This window comes from Massilia frigida (genome assembly GCF_011682175.1).
In the GTDB taxonomy this organism is placed as follows: Bacteria; Pseudomonadota; Gammaproteobacteria; order Burkholderiales; family Burkholderiaceae_D; genus Telluria_A; species Telluria_A frigida.
In genome coordinates this window covers 26,780-45,288 of record NZ_WHJG01000039.1, presented here as the reverse complement: position 1 = coordinate 45,288, position 18,509 = coordinate 26,780, and the positions used below count along the sequence as shown (strand labels likewise).

18 protein-coding genes and 1 tRNA gene are annotated in these 18,509 nt (G+C 64.9%); 8 read left to right on the top strand and 11 right to left on the bottom strand.

Annotated elements, in window-relative coordinates; genetic code table 11:
- Positions 1-4 precede the first annotated feature (4 nt).
- Together F2P44_RS27335 and dgoD are read right to left on the bottom strand one after the other, a co-directional pair.
- A complete protein-coding gene (locus tag F2P44_RS27335; protein WP_167091570.1) occupies positions 5-2,443 on the bottom strand; it encodes a beta-galactosidase in 2,439 nt (812 codons plus the stop codon).
- Between the two features lie 48 nt (positions 2,444-2,491).
- Positions 2,492-3,640: a galactonate dehydratase gene (dgoD, locus tag F2P44_RS27330; protein WP_167091567.1), complete on the bottom strand. Its 1,149-nt coding sequence runs from the start codon at positions 3,638-3,640 to the stop codon at positions 2,492-2,494.
- A gap of 185 nt (positions 3,641-3,825) precedes the next feature.
- On the opposite strand from dgoD, the gene F2P44_RS27325 reads away from it, so the two are divergent.
- The 4 genes from F2P44_RS27325 (at position 3,826) to F2P44_RS27310 (ending at position 8,158) form a co-directional block, all read left to right on the top strand.
- On the top strand, positions 3,826-4,428 hold the full coding sequence (locus F2P44_RS27325) for a PEP-CTERM sorting domain-containing protein (protein ID WP_167091565.1): 603 nt from the start codon (positions 3,826-3,828) through the stop codon (positions 4,426-4,428).
- Positions 4,429-4,506: 78 nt separating this feature from the next.
- The gene (locus F2P44_RS27320; RefSeq protein ID WP_167091562.1) at positions 4,507-4,707 is read left to right on the top strand and encodes a hypothetical protein; all 201 of its coding nucleotides are present in this window, start codon (positions 4,507-4,509) and stop codon (positions 4,705-4,707) included.
- A gap of 393 nt (positions 4,708-5,100) precedes the next feature.
- Entirely contained in the window at positions 5,101-6,426 is a 1,326-nt protein-coding gene (locus tag F2P44_RS27315) for a PLL family lectin (protein WP_167091559.1), read from the top strand.
- Between the two features lie 376 nt (positions 6,427-6,802).
- Positions 6,803-8,158, top strand: coding sequence for a DUF4214 domain-containing protein (locus F2P44_RS27310; RefSeq protein WP_167091556.1), 1,356 nt, complete (start codon positions 6,803-6,805; stop codon positions 8,156-8,158).
- A gap of 171 nt (positions 8,159-8,329) precedes the next feature.
- On the opposite strand, the gene F2P44_RS27305 is transcribed toward F2P44_RS27310, so the two are convergent.
- Positions 8,330-9,487, bottom strand: coding sequence for a PQQ-dependent sugar dehydrogenase (locus F2P44_RS27305; RefSeq protein ID WP_167091553.1), 1,158 nt, complete (start codon positions 9,485-9,487; stop codon positions 8,330-8,332).
- Positions 9,488-9,643: 156 nt separating this feature from the next.
- Complete coding sequence (locus tag F2P44_RS27300) at positions 9,644-11,140, bottom strand: DUF1565 domain-containing protein (protein ID WP_167091550.1); 1,497 nt, start codon at positions 11,138-11,140, stop codon at positions 9,644-9,646.
- 196 nt (positions 11,141-11,336) lie between these two features.
- On the opposite strand from F2P44_RS27300, the gene F2P44_RS27295 reads away from it, so the two are divergent.
- The 3 genes from F2P44_RS27295 (at position 11,337) to F2P44_RS27285 (ending at position 12,987) form a co-directional block, all read left to right on the top strand.
- Positions 11,337-11,708, top strand: a complete 372-nt coding sequence (locus tag F2P44_RS27295; protein WP_167091548.1) for a DUF1566 domain-containing protein — start codon at positions 11,337-11,339, stop codon at positions 11,706-11,708.
- A 135-nt stretch (positions 11,709-11,843) separates the two neighbouring features.
- Positions 11,844-12,035 carry a Thivi_2564 family membrane protein gene (locus F2P44_RS27290; RefSeq protein WP_167091545.1) on the top strand — a complete coding sequence of 64 codons (192 nt, stop codon included), beginning with the start codon at positions 11,844-11,846 and terminating at the stop codon, positions 12,033-12,035.
- A gap of 103 nt (positions 12,036-12,138) precedes the next feature.
- The gene (locus tag F2P44_RS27285; RefSeq protein ID WP_167091617.1) at positions 12,139-12,987 is read left to right on the top strand and encodes an MBL fold metallo-hydrolase; all 849 of its coding nucleotides are present in this window, start codon (positions 12,139-12,141) and stop codon (positions 12,985-12,987) included.
- 7 nt (positions 12,988-12,994) lie between these two features.
- On the opposite strand, the gene F2P44_RS27280 is transcribed toward F2P44_RS27285, so the two are convergent.
- From F2P44_RS27280 to F2P44_RS27255, 6 genes are all read right to left on the bottom strand, one after another.
- Positions 12,995-14,431 (bottom strand): M20/M25/M40 family metallo-hydrolase, encoded by a 1,437-nt coding sequence (locus F2P44_RS27280; protein WP_167091542.1) that lies wholly within the window; start codon positions 14,429-14,431, stop codon positions 12,995-12,997.
- Positions 14,432-14,570: 139 nt separating this feature from the next.
- Entirely contained in the window at positions 14,571-14,843 is a 273-nt protein-coding gene (locus F2P44_RS27275; RefSeq protein WP_167091539.1) for a hypothetical protein, read from the bottom strand.
- Positions 14,840-15,007, bottom strand: a complete 168-nt coding sequence (locus F2P44_RS27270; RefSeq protein ID WP_167091536.1) for a hypothetical protein — start codon at positions 15,005-15,007, stop codon at positions 14,840-14,842. The genes F2P44_RS27275 and F2P44_RS27270 overlap by 4 nt, the downstream gene beginning before the upstream one ends.
- Positions 15,008-15,079: 72 nt before the next feature.
- Positions 15,080-15,727, bottom strand: a complete 648-nt coding sequence (locus F2P44_RS27265; protein ID WP_167091533.1) for a DNA methyltransferase — start codon at positions 15,725-15,727, stop codon at positions 15,080-15,082.
- A 2-nt stretch (positions 15,728-15,729) separates the two neighbouring features.
- Positions 15,730-15,806, bottom strand: a tRNA-Pro gene (locus F2P44_RS27260).
- A 75-nt stretch (positions 15,807-15,881) separates the two neighbouring features.
- Entirely contained in the window at positions 15,882-17,015 is a 1,134-nt protein-coding gene (locus F2P44_RS27255) for a metallophosphoesterase (protein WP_167091530.1), read from the bottom strand.
- A 214-nt stretch (positions 17,016-17,229) separates the two neighbouring features.
- Between F2P44_RS27255 and F2P44_RS27250 the strand changes: the two genes are divergently transcribed.
- Positions 17,230-17,763 (top strand): YMGG-like glycine zipper-containing protein, encoded by a 534-nt coding sequence (locus F2P44_RS27250; RefSeq protein ID WP_167091527.1) that lies wholly within the window; start codon positions 17,230-17,232, stop codon positions 17,761-17,763.
- 190 nt (positions 17,764-17,953) lie between these two features.
- Here F2P44_RS27250 and F2P44_RS27245 read toward each other — a convergent pair whose 3' ends face one another.
- Complete coding sequence (locus tag F2P44_RS27245; protein WP_167091524.1) at positions 17,954-18,499, bottom strand: AraC family transcriptional regulator; 546 nt, start codon at positions 18,497-18,499, stop codon at positions 17,954-17,956.
- Between the last annotated feature and the right edge of the window lie 10 nt (positions 18,500-18,509).

Below are 18,509 nucleotides of genomic sequence, written 5' to 3'. Positions count from 1 at the left end.
CGGTTCACGGCTTCACGTCGAGACGGTAAATCGGGGTCACGCGCACGGCGCGCAGTTCGGCGATCGGCTCCTTGCCGCCGAAGTCCGGGCGGCCTTCTTTCGGAATATAGACCGGGGCGTCGGCGCGCAGTGGCAGCACCGACAGGGTCAGCGGACCGCTGCCTGCGTGGCGCGCCGCGAATTGCCAGCCGTAGCCGCTGTAGTACCAGTCGTCCAGCATGCGGGTGCCGTTGAACAGGCGTCCGATGTCGCCGACGAAATCGAGTTCGACCAGCGCATCGAGCCGGTTCGTGTCGCGCGGCAGGTCGATCGACCAGGCTGCGGCGGCGCTGAAACTCTCGGGCAGCGGTTGCAGCGCGGCGTTGGCCAGGCCGCCGATCATTACCGGGCGTGCCGGACGCGCCGCGCGCACCGGCTTGAACGTCGCCTCAGGGCTGCGCGCCGGCAGCGTGGCGGCAAACGACTGGAACATGCCGTCCTGGCCGGCGTGGAGTGGCATGTCGGCTTTCGGCATGCGCGCCAGCGCCGGATAGACGGCGAAGCGGAAGGCCGGATTGCCGTCCGAGCGCATGCGCAAGCCACCGTCGGCAAACCAGGTTTGCTGGGCGCCGATCACGAGACGGCGCTGGCCGGCCAGCTGGCCGATGGCCAGTTGCTCCGATTGTTCCGGCGTGAGCACCAGCAGCGTCACGGGTGGCTTGCCGTCGCGCCGGATCGTCACCGCCGCCTGCGTGCCGGGAGTAATGCCGTCGATGACGGTCTTGCCGCCGTCCTGGGCAATGCGGGCGCCGGGCGCTGTCAGGCTGCTTGCGGCGGCGGCGGCGAACCCCAGTTCGACCGGAATGCCGGCGCTGGCCGCGAACACGTACACGACGCCTGCCTTGCCGTTATCGAGCCGCGCCACCGGCTGCGCCGTGGCATACGCCAGGCGGGTGCCGTCCAGGTCCATGTTGACCGGCCAGATGAAATAGCTGCCGTCGGCCAGGTCGACCGGCTGGCGCGGGAACTCCACGGTCTGGGCGGGCAGCTTGACCGAGAAGCGCACCTGGCGCTGCACCGGCATCGGATACTGGCGCACGTGGTTGCTCACGAACAGAAACGCGCTGTCACCCTGGCTGCGCACGGAAAAGCGCGGCGTTTTCAGGTCGTCCGGGCCGGTGGGCACCACGTCGGGTTTACGCACCGTCATGGGCGCGAGGCGCTCGCCGAAGTCGCGCATGAACAGGTGAAAGGGACGCAGGCGCGTGAGCACGGGACGCTGCTGGCCATCCGGGCCGAGTGGCGCCTGGAAGTCGTAGCTGATCATCGGCGTGTCGTTGTAGCCGCCGGTGAGCGTGCTTTCTTCGAGCGTGGTCATGCCGGCCGGATTGCGCCCTCCGTGGAACATGTAGTAACCGACCAGGTTCACGCCGGAACCCAGCTGTACCGGCAGCATCGACGCGATGTCGTCGCTCGACACTACCGGGCGGCGGCGGTACATGAACGGCAGGCCCGCGCCATATTCGGCGCCCAGGAACGGGGTTTTGTCGATATCGGTGTCGGCGGTGCCGCGCGCGCTGGCTTTGGTCTGCGCACCAAGGTCGCCGCTGACGCGGCTGTCGAAGCGGAAGGCGTAGGTTTCTTTCGGCGGCAGTTCACCGGTGGCGCGTGCCCATGGCTCGTCGGGATAGCCGCCGAACACCGGCGTGACTTCACCGGACCGATACACGGTCTGCTCCCAGCCGGTGACGGTGTACAGCGGCACGTCCAGGCCGGCGGCGCGCGCCATGCGCTTGAGGGTGCTGATATGGCCGGCGCCTTCGCCCGGGCCATTGAGGTTGTATTCGTTTTCGATCTGCACGCCGATCACGCGGCCGCCATCCTTCCACAGCAAGCCCTTGAGCTGGCGGCCGATCTGGCCGTACAGGCCTGCCACCTGGCGCAGGTACTGCGGGTCGTCGCCGCGTGTGGGCATCGCGCCCACGACCCAGTCGGGAATGCCGCCATAGCGCACTTCCGCGTGCACCCAGGGGCCGATCCGCACCACCACGTCGAGGCCCGCGCTAGCGGCCAGTTGCACGAAGCGGCGCAGGTCGCGCTGGCCGTTCCAGACGTAAATGCCCTGCCGCTCTTCGTGGTGGTTCCACATGATGTAGGTGGCGACGACGTCGATGCCGGCCGCCTTCATCTTGCGCAGCTCCGCTTCCCATTCGTCGGCCGGGGTGCGGCTGTAATGGAATTCGCCCATCACCGGCATCCACGGCTTGCCGTTGCGGGTCAGGTACTGGCTGTTGGCGCCGATGCGCTCACCCGACGGCGACACCGTGGCACCCATTTGCAGCTGGTTTTCGAGCGGCGCCCTGGCCGGCGCGCTGGCGTCGATGTGCAGCAGGGCCTGGCCGCACGCGGTGCTGGCAAAGGTGCCCGCCACCAGCAGCGGCAGGCATTTAACGCTCAGGTGCATCTTGTCTCCGTTATTATTATGGTATTGCTTGCGTCTTTTTTTTGACTGCTACCACTCGGCGACGCTGCCATCTTCATGGCGCCACAGCGGATTGCGCCAGTCGGGCGCATGCTTGCTGGCCTCGATCACGCGTTCTTCGTCCACCTCGACACCCAGGCCCGGCTTGGTCAGGGCCGCGATGTAGCCGCCTTCCATGCGGAAGTCTTCCTTGTTCTTGACGTAGTCGAGCAGTTCGGCGCCCTGGTTGTAATGGATGCCCATGCTCTGCTCCTGCAGCACGGCGTTGTGCGATACGAAGTCGAGGTGCAGGCAGGCCGCCAGCGCCACGGGGCCGAGCGGGCAATGCGGGGCCACGGCGACGTCGTAGGCTTCGGCCATGGCGGCGATCTTGACGCATTCGGTGATGCCGCCGGCATGCGACAGGTCCGGTTGCAGGATCGCCAGGCCGCCCTGTTCAAGCACGCGCTTGAATTCGAAGCGCGAGTACATGCGCTCACCGGCCGCCAGCGGGATCGAGGTCGATTCGGCCAGGCGCGGATAATACTCGGCCTGCTCGGCCAGCACCGGCTCTTCGACAAACAGGGGGCGGTACGGTTCGAGGGCGCGCAGCAGCACCTTGGCCATGGGCGCTGCCACGCGGCCGTGGAAGTCGATGCCGAATTCGATCTCGTTGCCGAAGGCTTCGCGAATTTCGGCGATGCGTCCGACCGCCTGGTCGACCGAGCGGGCGCTGTCGAGCATGCGCATTTCCTCGGTGCCGTTCATCTTGAAGGTGTCGATGCCGACTTCGCGCAGCTTGCGGATGCCTGCGATGACGTCCGACGGACGGTCGCCGCCCACCCAGCTGTACATCTTCATCTTGTCGCGTACCCGGCCGCCCAGCAGGTCGTAGACCGGCACGCCGAGCAGCTTGCCCTTGATGTCCCACAAGGCCTGGTCGATGCCGGCGATGGCGCTCATCAGGATCGCGCCACCACGGTAGAAACCGCCACGGTACATGGCTTGCCACAGGTCGTTGATGCGGCCCGGGTCCTGGCCGATCAGGAATGGCGTCATCTCGTGGACCGCCGCTTCGACCGTGCGCGCACGGCCTTCGATCACCGGTTCGCCCCAGCCGACGAAGCCTTCGTCGGTCTCGATCTTCAACAGCATCCAGCGCGGCGGAACCCGATACGTCGTCAGTTTGATGATTTTCATTGCTTAGCCATTAGTCAAGAATGACAAGCAGTCTAAGCCTCCGAGCTAGCTCTGAAATATGAATATTCGATAAAAAGCTATACGCAAATCGCATAGCTCTGGCGCCATCGGGTAGTCGCTATGATGGGACTTCTCCGTCGTATTTCATCCTTGGAAATATCAGATCTGATGCAGGGAGCGCGCGCATGACATTCTTTTCTCGACTCATTGCCGGCGGCGTGGCCTTGACCGCGCTACTCGCGCCCGGGGCGGCGTTCGCCATTCCCATCGCCTCGCCCGGAACCGAGGGGCTGGCCGTGCTCGCCGCGAACGCGGGCGCCATCGTGGCAACTTATCAGGGCAGCTCGGCCAACTATGCCAACGACCTGTATTTGTTTACCGATGACGGGATCGACAATAACGATGTGTTCATGTTCAGCAACCGCAGCACGCCGCCCGGCGGCATCTTCAACCTCGGCCGGTTCGTGGTTGGCAGTGAACTGATGTTTCGCCTGCACGTGAATACGACGGGACGCGATTTTTACAGCGGTTCCGCCAGCCGCAATCCGGACCGGCGCCCGCACGCGCGGGTGCAGCAGGATTGGATGCCGGGAAGCGCGCTGGTCAGTTTTGAAGATTTGCGTGGCGGCCCTTACCAGTTCAACGATCTGAGTTTCTCGTTGAGCAATGCGACGACCACGGTGCCGACCATTCCGGTGCCGGTTCCGGTGCCGGAGCCGGCTTCGCTCGGCCTGATCGGCATCGGCGTCGCCGGCCTGCTGATTGCACGGCGGCGCCACGCCGGTTGATGCGCGCGCACAAACCGGGCGGGAACTTTGCAGGGTACGCCCTTGTCCAACGAGTCATCACTTTAGTGGAGACTTGCCATGTCCAATGCTCACGAAAACGACCAGTCCGGCGCCATGCCGTCACCCTTGTCGCGCACGCGCGGCGTGCCGGACGCGAGTATCCCGTTTCCGGACGACGATCTGCAAACGCCGGACGGACCGGATGACGACGAAGAAGATGACGACGATCTGCGGCTGATGGCGGACACCATGCCTGGCGAGGGGCCGGGCGACGACTAGCGAAGGCGCCGGCGGCGGCACCGGTAGCAGCGGCAACGGCAGCGGCAGCGGCAGCGGCAACAGTACCGGCAGGACGGGCACTGGCGGCAACGCCAGTACCGGTGCCAGTGCCAGTGCCAGTGCCAGCGCCAGTGCCAGTGCCAGCGCCGCAGGGTGTCGCAGGCGGCAAGTTCGCGCGGCAGGTGTCGCAATTTAGTTTCCAGCTGGAAATCTATTGCTTTGATTTCTCGATAGGTATTTTTATTCCCGCATCCGGAAACGGCAGCGTCGCCCCTTCACCCCCGTCAAAAGTTCCCTTGTGGAATGCGTCGATAATTTATACAGGCCTGCGCGTCTGCGCCGTCATCACGACGCCGTGCAGGAAGACCATCAACGAACCGAAAGGGAAACAGCATGAAATCGATGCAATCGGAAATGACGGATTCAATCACCAGTGGCGGGATGTCGGACGCCGGCAGCGCCGCCGCCCCGGCCAGCGCGCACGGCATGCCGGGCGCTCACATGATGAGCCAGCCTGCGGCGGCCGGCATGGCGCAGGCGGACACGCCCGACGCGCAAGCGCTGGCGATGCAGGCGGGTCCGCGTCGGCCCAGTTCGTCCCCGGTGGTGTCGTGGGGTCCGAACCGGCTCGACGTGTTCGCGCTGGGAACGAACCGTGGCATGAACCACAAGTGGTGGAATGGCGCCAGCTGGAATCCGTCCGTGACCGGCTACGAATTCATGGGTGGTATCGGCACCAGCGCGCCGCAGGCGATCTCGACCCAGCCCAACCGCCTGGACCTGTTCGTGACCGGCACCGACAGCGCGCTGTATCACAAGTCCTGGAACGGCAGCACCTGGTCGCCTTCGCTCACCGGCTATACCAATCTGGGCGGCGTGTGCATCGGCGACCCGCGCGCCATTTCGTGGGGTCCCAACCGGCTCGACGTGTTTGTCATCGGCACCGACCGCGCCCTGTACCACAAGTGGCGCAGCGGATCGACCTGGGGACCATCGCTGACCGGCTACGAAAACATGGGCGGCATCATCATGGAGCAGCCCGAAGTCGTCTCGTGGGGACCGAACCGGCTCGACGTGTTCGTCGTCGGCACCGACCGCGCGCTGTATCACAAGTGGTGGGATGGCAGCAACTGGGGGCCATCGCTGACCGGTTACGAAAAGCTGGGCGGCGTATGCACCTCGGCGCCGCGCGCGGTGGCATGGGGCAACAACCGCCTCGACGTCTTCGTCACCGGCACCGATGGCGCGCTGTATCACAAGTGGTGGAACGGCAGTGCCTGGCTGCCTGCCGGGAACAACCTGGAACGCCTCGGCGGCGTGTGCGTTGGCAACCCCGAGGCGGTGTCATGGGGTCCGAACCGCATCGATGTGTTCGTGGTCGGCACCGACAGCGCGCTGTATCACAAGTGGTGGGACGGCAGCAACTGGGGTCCGTCGCTGACCGGGTTCGAATACATGGGCGGTATCCTGTCCTCGCAACCGCGCGCGGTGTCGTGGGCCGCCAACCGGCTCGATGTGTTTGCCACGGGCTCGGACAGCGCGCTGTACCACAAGTGGTGGAACGGCTCGTCGTGGGGGCCGTCGCTCACCGGGTATGAGTTCATGGGCGGCACCATCCAGTCCTTCGGCCAGACGCCGGTAGGGGCGTCCGAGTCTGCCAGCAGTGGCGCGGGCGCATCCGGCCAGAGCGCGCAGTTGAGCAACGATACGGATAGCTGACGCTTCTTCCGTCCGCGGCAGCGCGGCGCAGGCGAACCCGACGCCGGCGCCGCTCGCTGCCCCATTGCGGCTGGCGCGGCGGTAACGCCCTTGCCCAGCCAGGAAACAGCCCACGCATGCGTGGGCTTTGCTTTGCCGCTCATGCTCCACCCGCGCCGGCGCGTACTTTGCCTTGCGCAGCGAAACGAGCGATGCGGGAAACGGCAACGCGTCCCCTGAGCTATCGTGGCGCCCGTTCATCCTGCGACGTCATCAGCATCGGCAGCGGCGCTCGTTATCCAATACGCAAAATTATATATTTACAAGCTCTTCCTTTTTGACCAGCATTGCCCTTAGAATCCCCGCTTTGGCTTCGGCCGGCCGATAAGGGCGCAGCATGACGACCACGACGATAACCACCGAATTTCACTTGCTTCCCGAGGACATGGCTGCGGCCACCAGGCTAAACTTGCAGGCTTACATCCCCGCGCCCATGGAATTCGGATGGGATCTGTCGGCTGGAGTCGGCGACCCGGCTCCGGGCCCCAACTACAAAAAAGTCCTGAGCTGGACTGCAGTGGCCGGCAAGCAATACGCGATTCGCGCGACAGACGACCAGCAAGCGCCCATGATTTGGGTATACAACGAACGCGGCGAAGCAATTGTCCAGGAATACCGCTATTCCGCCGATGGCAGCACTTATCTGCACGATTTCATTGCTCCCTCCTCGGGAACCTTCTATGCCAGCGTCTTGATGTACCCGGGGTCATCCGGCAGAAGCGTGCGTCTCTACGCGGACCTGGAGACGGCGACGGTGAGCACGCCCACCCCCATTGCCGGCACCAGCGCAAACGACAAGCTCTCTTCCACCATGGGCGGCGAGAAAATCGATGGCGGCGCCGGCGACGATGCCCTGATCTATTCCGGCGACCGGGCGGCCTACAGCATGGTCAATATGGGTACCCGCCTGACGATCTCAGCCAAAGACGGCCTGGAGGGTACCGATGAGGTGCGCAATGTGGAGCAGGTCGCCTTCGCCGATGGCGTTATCGACCTGCGCTACAGCATGCTGGCGGAATCGCTGTATCTGGGCTATTTCGGACGCGCCGCCGATCCGGCCGGCTTGCGCGCCTTCCAGTCGCAGCTGGCGGCGTTGAAGGCACCCGACAACGTCAGCGAATTGAGCGGCAAATACGGCAGTGATGCGGGCATCCGGAACCTCATCGACTCGTTCGGTACGAGCGCCGAATCGAAGGCGCTGTACCCCGGCGACACCCACGTGTTCGTCAAATCCATCTTTAACAATCTGTTGAACCGCGACCCGAACCAGGCAGGGCTCGATTTCTGGACGTCCGCCATCGATTCGGGCCAGCTCACCCGCGCCAATGCCTCGCTCGCGATCCTTGGGGGTGCGCAGTCGAACACATCGGCCCAGGGACTGACCGACAAGCAAACCATCGCAAACAAAGTCAGCGTTGCCTGGAACTTCACGGCCGAGCTGGATGTGCCCACAGAAATTGCCGCGTATAAGGGCAGTGACGCAGCCGCGGCAGCGCGCACTCTGCTGTCGATGGTGTCGGCGACGACGGCAATCGATAGTTACCAGGTGCACGTCGACTACGCAATCCTGTTGTTTTCACCGCAGCGCACGCCGTCCGATCATGCGAACGACATGCCGTCCGCATTCGCGCACGACACGACGATCGACCTGTTGGGCATGGATACCGCAATGGTCTCGACCTTGTTGGCCTGACCCGAGGGAACGCGGGCGCACCGGCGCACCGCGAATCCGGACCCGGCTCCGGGCCGTCCGCGCCGGAACAGCGCCGACCCGAGCCTGCCGCGCCGCTGCCGGGAACATGGCGGTGCGGGCGCTGGCCCACCCTGGCCCAAGCCCGATACCCGTATCGCCACCCGGCGCCGCTTACTGCGCCACGATACGCAGCAACTGGCCGTTGTCTTCATCGGTAATCACGTACAAATGCCCGTCAGGCCCCTGGCGCACATCGCGCACGCGCTTGCCGATTTCCAGCCGCTCCTGCGACAGCACATTGCCGTCCTTGTCCAGCACGATGCGCCGCACGTCGGTACTCGCCAGCCCGCCGCTGAACAGGCTGCCGCGCCATTGCGGGAACTGGCTGCCGCTGTACTGGGTCAGGCCGGACGCGCCCGGCGAAGGCACCCATGCAATCTTCGGTTGCGTCATGCCGGGCACGACCAGCTGGCCGACCGGTTCACCCGTTCGATAATCGCGCCCATAGCTTTGCACGGGCCATCCATAGTTTTGACCCGCTTCGACCAGATTAAGTTCATCGCCGCCGCGCGGCCCGTGTTCGGTGGCCCACACGCGGCCATTGGCATCGAGCGCCATGCCCTGGATGTTGCGGTGGCCGTAACTCCAGATTTCCGGCAGCGCACCCGGGCGCGCCGCCAGCGGATTGCCGGGCACCGCCTTGCCGGCATCGGTCAGGCGCAAGATGGAGCCGTTATGGCTGCCCAGGTTCTGGGCCTGGTCGCGCGCCAGCATGCCGCCCACCTGCTGGGGCGGATTGCCGCCGTCGCCGATGCTCATCAACAAGCTGCCATCCTTTTGCCACAACAGGCGCGCGCCGAAATGCTGGCCACCACTCTTGTCGGGCTGGGCGCGGAACAAGGTCTTGATGCCATGCACGCGATTGCCGTCGAACACGCCCTGGACCAGGGTGGTGCGGTTGGCCTCATCGGTGCCGGTGGCCATGGTCATGTAAATGCGCGGATTTTTCTTGTCGCCCGGATGGATGGCAATATCGAGCAGGCCGCCCTGCCCGTTCGTAAACACCGGCGGCAAGCCCTCCAGCGCGACTTGCTGGAAACGCTTGCCCTTGAGCAGATGCAGCGTGCCTTCCTTGGTAGTGACCAGCAGGCGTCCGTCAGGCAACCACGCCATCGACCACGGATGGGACAGGCCTTCGCTGACCAATTCCGCGCGCCAGCCTTTGGCGGCAGGCGCCGCATCGCTGGTGGGCAACTGGGCCAGCGCGGCAGGCAGCGCCAGCGTCATCAGCGCAACGCTCAGGCAATGGGACATCGGAATTCGCAACATCGGGGATCTCCTTCAACAATGGGGGTTCGCCCTTCATCGTACCGGATCGCTGCGCGAAGCGCACGCCCGGCTTGGATACCGGACGTGGCGTATTGACATGCGCCGGCCATGACAGGCCGGTGGCATCGGGGAAGTTTACCGCTGTTTTACCGCTGTTTAGTGCTGATAGGCGCCGATGTCGAAACCGGTGGTCGCATTGCGCGGATTTTCCAGGAAGTCGTAGTCGAGCGCCTCGGTCGGCGTACCGCGTCCGATCGCAGGCGAGCTGCTGCTCAGGCGCAGGTCCGGCGTGCCGGTCCGCGCGTACGCCACGAACAAGGGATCGGAGGTGACCGTCTCGGTATGTTTCAAGCCATTGTTGAGTTTCCAGTTATAGGTCGAGTTCTGGAACACCAGGTTGTTGCGGTAGGTATTGTTCTTACCGGTCTTGCCCTGCTCCGACACGCCCATCTTGTTGTCGTACACGATGTTGCTGTACACCGCAGTGAAATCGTTCGGTCCCCTGGTGTGATAGAAGTCGCCGCCGCCGACGATGATGCCGGTGTTCGAGGTCGTCACCGTGTTGTTGGTGATGATCACGTGGTTGGCATCGTGCCACAGGTGGATCGCCCCTTCCGCCACGCGGTACACCACGTTGTTCTTCACGCTGCCCGAGGTGCTGACGTAAATACCCTGCACAAAGCGGCAGCCGGCGGGGCCGATGTCGTGCACGAGGTTGCCGATCACGTCCGACTTGACGCCCTTGTAGTAGCTGTCCACGCCGATGGCCGAGCCGCCGGCGCTGGTGCAGCTGACGCCCTTGGCGATGTGATGCACGTAATTGGCGCGGATCATGTCGTAGGAGCCGCCGTTGTAGATGCCCCCGGTCCACTTGCCGCCACTGCCGTCGACGTGAAAGCCGACGATGTCCACATAGCTGCCCCGGTTATCCCAGCCGGTCTTGCCGCTGGAACCGGCAGCCACGATCTTGGCGCCCCACTTCGTGGTCGACACGAAATAGATACGTCCATTCGCGGAGCCGCTGACGTTGGTCTTGATGCCACCCGGATAGGTGCCGGGCGCCACGAACACGGTGGTGCTTGCTTTAGCCGCTTTCGCCGCGCGCGCCAGCGTCTTGAACGGCGCGGAGGCGCTGCCCGCGTTACGATCGTTGCCGTTCGGTGCCACGTACAACGTGTAGGTGGTCGATGGAATGACGGGTGCCGCCTGCGCCGCTCCTTGCGCGCCGGCGGCGGTGGCGGTGGTGGCCGTGGCGGCGGCCAGGGCGGCGGCATCGCTGGCGCCGTACGCCATCGCGCCGGTCCGGGCTGGCATGGCGTCGCCGGCGCCATAGCCGGTCAGGGCGAAATCTTTCTCGGTGTAGATCGTTGCGCTGCTGCTCGCGGTATCGGCACCAGTGTCCTGCGGAGCAACGGCGGCGGGTTCGGCCTGGTCGCCGGCGGCGCGGGTCGCCATCAGCGCATCGACCGGCGCCGTGGCGGCAGCGGTCGTTTCGGTGCTGACGATATAGCCGGCCGTCTGCGTTTGCTGCTTAGCCTGGGACAAGCCCTGCTCGTCGGCACCACCGCCGCACGCGGTCAGCAAGACCGTCATGCTACTGCACAGCAACGTACCGACACGGATGTCCGAAGCAAAAGTGACAAATTTATTCATTACAGGTTCCTTACCTTGTGACGTGAATGAGTAAGGTTTGAGCCCGATCAAATGTTTAGGTTCAACTGTTTGACAGGAAAATTTTTGTCAAGTATAAGAACCGCACTTCTAATTCCCATATAGAAATCAAACACTTAAGTGCAACTTGGCTTCGTCCGGCCGCTCTAAGCAAGACATGTAAACTGACGGAGAACCCATGCGCGACTATACGAGTGTCAAACACACCCTGCCCACTGGCGAGCTCTATGCCGGTCTGATTCTTGGAAAGAACAACTGCCGGGACCACCATCTGGTGTTGCTGCCGGACGAGCTAGAAGAGGTTCCGTGGGGACTTGCGTGCGACTGGGCGGCGCAATGCGGGGGCGAATTGCCAACCCGGCGCGAGCTGGCGCTGCTGTACGCCAACCTGCGCGAGCATTTCCAGCGCATGTGGTATTGGTCATGCGAAATGCAGTTGCCGCGCGCGCACCTGGTGTGGGGACAAAATTTCACCAGCGGCATCCAGACCATGTACGGCCGGCCATTTCGCGGCCGGGCACGCGCCATCCGCCGCCTGCTTATCGATTGACAGCAGCCACGCCGGCGTCATGCAAGCATGCGCTATGTGCCCTACCGAACGGATCGACCGATGCTTTTCCGATATCGTCCGTTCTGTCTACTCCGAAGCACTACTTATATAACAACAGCCGTATTGGAAACCATCATGAATATCCTCATCAGCCTCATCGTTTACCTGGTCGTCTTCGGACTGATCTGGTGGCTCGTCAGCATGCTGCCACTGCCGGCGCCTGTGGCGCAGATCGTCCGCGTGCTGTTCATCATTCTCCTGATCCTGATCGTCCTGTCGGTTTTCGGCATCATCCCGGGTAACTACCTGCCGCGACTGAATTTTTAGTCGCGCCACAGCGCAACCGGCCCGGCCAGTTCCGAAAGGAAGCGCCGGGCTTTTTTACGTGCCGTGGGAATATAATCAGGCATCCATGACAGCCGCCTTCTCCATGCAAGCACAGATCCAGGCCTTTTTCGACGACGCCACCGCCACCATCACCTACGTGGTGTTCGCCGGCCCGGGCACGCCCTGCGCGATCATCGACCCGGTGCTCGATTTCGATGCGTGCTCGGGCCGCACCGCCACCGCATCGGCCGACCGCGTCATCGATTTCGTGCGCGCCAATGCGCTCAGCGTCGCCTGGCTGCTCGAAACCCACGCCCATGCCGACCACCTGTCGGCGGCGCCCTACCTGGCCGCGCAACTGGGCGGGCGCACCGGCATCGGCGCCGGCATCCGCACCGTGCAGCGTGCGTTTTCCGCGCTGTTCGCCGATCCGGGCGGGGCCACCCGGTTTAACCATCTGTTCGAGCCCGACGAACCGTTCGCCATCGGCGAACTGCAAGCGCGCGCGCTGCACGTGCCGGGCCACACGCCGGCCGACATGGCGTACGCGATTGGCGATGCCGTCTTCGTCGGCGATACCTTGTTCATGCCGGATGTGGGCACCGCGCGCTGCGACTTCCCCGGCGGCAGCGCGGCGCAGCTATACCGGTCGGCGCGGCGCCTCCTCGCGCTGGCGCCCGCCACGCGCCTGTTCATGTGCCACGACTATCCGCCCGACGGCCGCGCACCGGCGTGGCAGACCACCGTGGCCGCGCAGCGCGCACACAATATCCACGTGCGCGATGGCGTAAGCGAGGCCGATTTCGTCGCCATGCGCAGCGCGCGCGACGCCACGCTCGCCATGCCGACCCTGATCCTGCCCGCGATCCAGGTCAACTTGCAGGCCGGCGAACTGCCGCCACCCGAAGCGAACGGCGTGCGCTACCTGAAGATTCCGCTCAACGCGTTCTGAGCCGGTTTCACTCTTTGGTGGCGTCGACCCAGCGCGCCACCGGCTTGTCGGTATTGGCCAGGAACCAGCTGGTGGCGGCCATCAGCGCCACGTGGCGGCGCAGGTTGGCCGGATTGACCTTGTCGAGCGTATCGGCGGCCGAATGGTGGTAATGGAAGTAGTCCGAGGTGTCGAGCAGCGGCGTAAAACTCGGCACGCCGGCCTGTTCGAGTTCGTTTAGGTCGCCCGACCCCATGACATCGACACGCTGGAAGGCGCCGGCGCCCATCGGTTCGAGCGCGGCTTGCAAGGGCGCGAACTGCGCCGCATCGCGCGCCGTCACGCTGGCGCGCAGGCCGAACGGACGCCCCGCCCCGCTGTCGCTCTCGATCGCGGCAATCTGCTTGCCGAGCGCCGCCTTGTTCGCCTCGAAATACGCTTGCGCCCCGCGTCCGCCGTTTTCTTCGTTGGCCCAGGCGATTACGCGGATCGTGCGGCGCGGCCGGTAGTCGAGCTTTTTCAGCGTCTCGATCACCCCCATCGCGCTGGCCACGCCGGTGCCGTCGTCATTGGCGCCGGTGGCCAGGTCCCAGGAATCGAGGTGGCCGGAGACGACCACGATTTCGTCGGCCTTGTCGGTGCCGGGCCAGTCGGCGATGACGTTGAAACTGTCGGCGTCTGGCAGGATCTGCGGGGTGAGCGTCAGGCGCATGCTGAGCGGACCGCGCGCGGCCAGGCGCACCATCAGCATGGCGTCTTCGGCGCTGACGGCGGCGGCCGGAATGCGCGCGCCATCCTTCATGCCGCTGTTGCCGGTATGCGGCAGGCGGAAGTCGGCGCCGCCGACCGAGCGCACCAGCGCCGCCGCCGCACCCATTTCAGCGGCCATGCGCGGGCCGCCGACCCGGTATTTCGAGCCCTGGCGGTAGGCTTGCGAGGCCTGGCCGCGATCGGCCATGCCCTGGTCGAAGGCCACGTCGAACAGCACGATGCGGCCTTTCACCTCGGCGCTGCGCGCCTTGAGTTCATCGAAGCTGCGCACCACGATCACGCTCGCCACCAGCCCCGCCGCCGGGGTGGCCGATGAACCGCCCAAAGCGGTGAGCACCACGCGCTGGGTCACGCCGGACGGCCGGCCGCGGTAGTCCACCAGCTCGCCCTTTTCTTCGCCCCGCACCCAGTGCGGCACCTTGACCGGTTGCAGCGTCACCGTGGCGCCCAGCTTGCGCATGGCGTCGGCCACCTGGGTGACGGCGGCGGCGGCGCCGGCCGATCCGGACAGGCGCGGCCCGATCAGATCCGTCATGTCGGCCAGGCGCTCGTAGGCCCAGCCGCTTTCGAGCGCGGTGTCGCGGATTTTCGCCAGGGCGGCGGGGTCGTTGCCGGGGGCGGCGGCGAACGCGCCGCCACTGAACAGGCTGGCGGCGAGAAGGGACAACACAGGCTGGTGGAACGTGCGTGACATGCGTGACATCCTGGAAAAGGGCGGAAGGATTCCAACGATAGCGCATTTGCGGCAAGCGTGCCGGAGTGATGGCGATCCGTAGTCGTCCGGACGCCGTAGCGCTTACTCGTATCGCAGGCGCCCTGCCGCGGACAGCCCGTCATCGACGAGTTGCTCGTCGGCGCGCCGGAAAACAAGGACGTGGTTCCCGCCATAGCGGCGCGGCGTCCTTGCGCTGCGGCCCATCAGGGAAAATGGCCGCCGTTTGCCCGGTTTTTACAAGCTGCACAAACGACGAGTCCGCCGTGATGGTAACGACCGTTTCGGGCATGACATGCGCCGTATGCTCCTTCAGCTTGTTGATGACGGCGGCGGCCTCTTTCAAGCCTTCGTGGCTTTCGCGGTTTGCCAGGAACACATAACCGTAATTCAAGACATGCGCGGTGGGCCGACGCTGCCCGCGGCCGACTGCTTGCGAAGCTTGCCGAGTTCTTTCGGATTGGCGAGGCGCTTGTAGTCATCGCGCAAATTCTGGAAGCGCGCCACGATCGCGCTGATGTGCCGCTCTTGAAACACCATCGGATCGATACGGCTCACGCTTGCTCTCCTCCCAGTTTGCCGAACCGGAAGCCACGCGTCAGGTCTGCCGGAACTTCTCGCAGATTGTTTTCATTGACCATTCCCGCCAGTGCCGCCGGGGTCCAGGTGTAGACGATCGCGCCGGTGGGCGGGAATCTGGCGCGCGCGGGCGTAGGCGAAGCCACCGCCCAAGCCGTCGATCTGCTGGTCCTTGCTGGACGCATATCCTTGCGCCGCGCGGCGCACCCGGGTGGCGCACACGTCGCGGCATAAGTTCTTCTCGGGCTCGGCGTCGGTCGCCTCGGCATTCGATGCGAGAATAGAGCGCCGATCGCCCTTCCCTTCCTTGTTGAGCTGCAGGATCGCTTGCGCGAGCGTACCGAACCCGGCGAAAAAATCCACGACCAGGTCGCCGGGATTGGTGGCCAATCGCAAGATCCGGTCCATCAATTGCAGCGGCTTGGGGGTCGAGAAGACATCCTCGTGACGATCCTTCGGCAAGATCTCGTTGAGCTGCTTTTTTGCGTCTTGCGTGTGCCCGACGGCCTCGTAAGTCCACAAGGTCTGCGGTACCACACCTTGCTTGACCTCGCTCAGAAAGCGCTTCTGCGCCGGGATGTTATTGCCATCCTTGTCCCACCAGACGCGCTTGTCGGCGTCCAGTTCCTTGAACCGCTCCGCGCATGCAAGGCTTGAATGCGAAAAAGCCGACAATATCTTGTCGGCTTTTTCAATCATGCTGGTCGGAGTACAAGGATTCGAACCTTGGACCCCCTGGTCCCAAACCAGGTGCGCTACCGGACTGCGCCACACTCCGCTGACCCGAATCATACTGGCAGCGGCGGGTGACGGTCAAGGGCCGCCGCCATTTAATTCGGCCGGCCGCCGTCCCTCACGCCGCAACCAGGCGCACGCGCGTGATCTCGGACGGCGCGCCGAAGCGCTTGGGCGGGCCCCAGTAGCCGGTGCCGCGGCTGGTGTAGACCCACAGCTCGCGCATGCGGTTCAGGCCCGCCGTGAACGGCTGCTGCAAGGGCACGAACAGGTTCCACGGGAAGAACTGGCCGCCGTGCGTGTGGCCCGAGAGCTGCAAGTGAAAGCCGGCGTCCGCCGCGGCAGGGGCGCTGCGCGGCTGGTGTGCCAGCAGGATGCGCACGGTCACGTGGTCCGGCGCGCCGGCCGCCGCCGCGCGCGGATTGCTGCGGTGCGATTCGTCGAAATGGTGCGCCGTGAAGTCGGTCACGCCGGCGATCATCAGGGCGGCGTCGCCACGCTCGCACACCACGTGCTCGTTCATCAGCACCGTCAGGCCAAGGCGGCGCATCTCGGCGATCCACTCGTCGGCGCCGGAATAGTATTCGTGGTTGCCGGTGACGAAAAAAGTGCCATCGCGGGCCGACAGGCGCGCCAGCGGCTCGGTGTGGGCGCGCAGGCGCCGCACGCTGCCATCGACCAGATCACCCGTGATGGCGATGGCGTCCGGATTGAGCGCGTTGACCTTGGTGACGATGGCGTTCAGATAGCCGCGCTTGATGGTCGGTCCCACGTGCACGTCGGATATCTGCACGATCGAGTAGCCGTGCAGCGCAGCCGGCAAGCCGGCGATCGGCACGTCCACATCGACCACGCGCGCCACGCGGCGGGCATTGACCAGGCCAACCAGGGTCACGCCCAGCGCCAGCAGCGGCACCGCCATGGCCGTGCCACGCACGATGGCGGGGGCGGCGGCGCCGGCCAGTCCAAGCGCCAGCAAGCCCAGGTCGCGCACCAGCGTCAGTACCAGCAGCGAGGAAAACAAGCCCATCGTCAGCATTCCGGCCCACGCCAGCTGGTCGGCCCAGCGCCAGCGCTTGAAGCGCACCGACAGCAGGCCGGCCGGCATCAGCAGGGTGGACGCGGCCAGCAAGGCGACCGCCACGGCCACGCCCAGCGGCCCGGGATCGATGGCCGGCACCAGCCGCATGCCTATATAGACATGCAACATTGACAGAAGGGCCAGGACGATGAAGATGGCGCGCGCAGGCATGGGCAAGTCCGGAAAAGGAGGGGTAACCGAGGTCAGATGGGGCGCCAGGCGGCTTACGCAAGGGCAAAGATCGCACGCGACCGTTGTTACAGTACCCGCGCATTTGTAAGATTCTGTATTACCAATGGAGTTCCCATGGAGTACGGCTATAGTGGCGTCATGCCCCAGCGCTTGCGTGATCATCCCGATCTCGGTTGAGGCCAAAGGAAACGCTATGTTGAACACAAAATTTGTTGGTGCGGTGATTCTGGCCGCAGCGGCCATCTCCTCCACCGCAATGGCTAGCGACCGCGGCGTCAATACGGCGATCGGCGCCGTCGCCGGCGCAGCGATCGGCAACAGCACCGGATCGCGCAACGGCGCCTTGGTCGGTGGCGTCATCGGCGCGGTGGTCGGCAATTCGATCCACACCCGCGACCGCGACAACCGCGCGTACTCCGACAACCGTTACGACACGCGTTATGAAACCCGCTACGAAGAGCCCCGCTACGAAGAGCCCCGCTACGAGCGCCGCTACCGCGAACCGGCTCCGGTGTATGTCGAATCGCGCAGCTACTACCAGCCAGCTCCGGTCTATTACGCGCCGCCTCCGCGCTACTACGGCACTGCGGCGGTCGTGTATGTCGAGCGTGGCCGCAGATATCATCACGGCTACGGCCATGGTCACGGCCATGGTCACGGCCATGGTCACGGCTACGGTCAGGGCTACGGTCAGGGCTACGGTCACGGATACGGATACGGCCGTTAATACCAGGTAGTCTCCCAGTTTTGCCCGGGCACGAGTTTCTCGTGCCATTTTTTTTGGTCCTGCCTTCCGCTGTTCCACTCTTGCGTCCCGGATCGCCCCCCCCGAGATCAGCGCATGCCGTGCCCCCCCTCCCCACGCCGGCTGGTCAGCCGTTTTCGCGGGCGCCCTCGCCCGCTTCGGGGCACGCCATCTACAATCCCTTGACCCAGCGTTTGGGCGCCTGCCCAAACCATCGGCGTGCAGCGCGGCCGACGCTGCTCGCATCGTGGTATCCAAGCCGCTGCGCGGCAGCGTCGAGCGAGCAGCCCTCCTTGAGCATGCCCGAGAGGGCCGCGCGGCGCGCCTCGTCGAGCAGCCGTGTCCATGAGCTGCGCTCGCCATGCAGGGCGCGCTGCAAGTTGCGCACGCTCATGCCCAGTGCTTCAGCCAGATCGCCCAGGCCGACGCTGCCGAGAGGCTGCGTGGCCAGCCACAGCACGGCATAGCTGGCGCCGTACCCGGTTTCGGGCAAGCCGGCGTGCTGCCGATCCGCGTACTCGGCATTCACGCGACAGAGCGCTTCGTCGGCGTACGGCAAGGCCAGTTGCAAGTCGTCCGACCACAGGATCATCATATTGGCGTCAGCACCAAACTGCGGGACCAGGCCGAAGCAATCGACGTAGCGTTGCACCGCCCCTTGCGCCGAATGCCGGAAACGCAGGGCCAGCGGCACGATCGCTTGTTGTGTCAGCGACATGGAGTTCGGC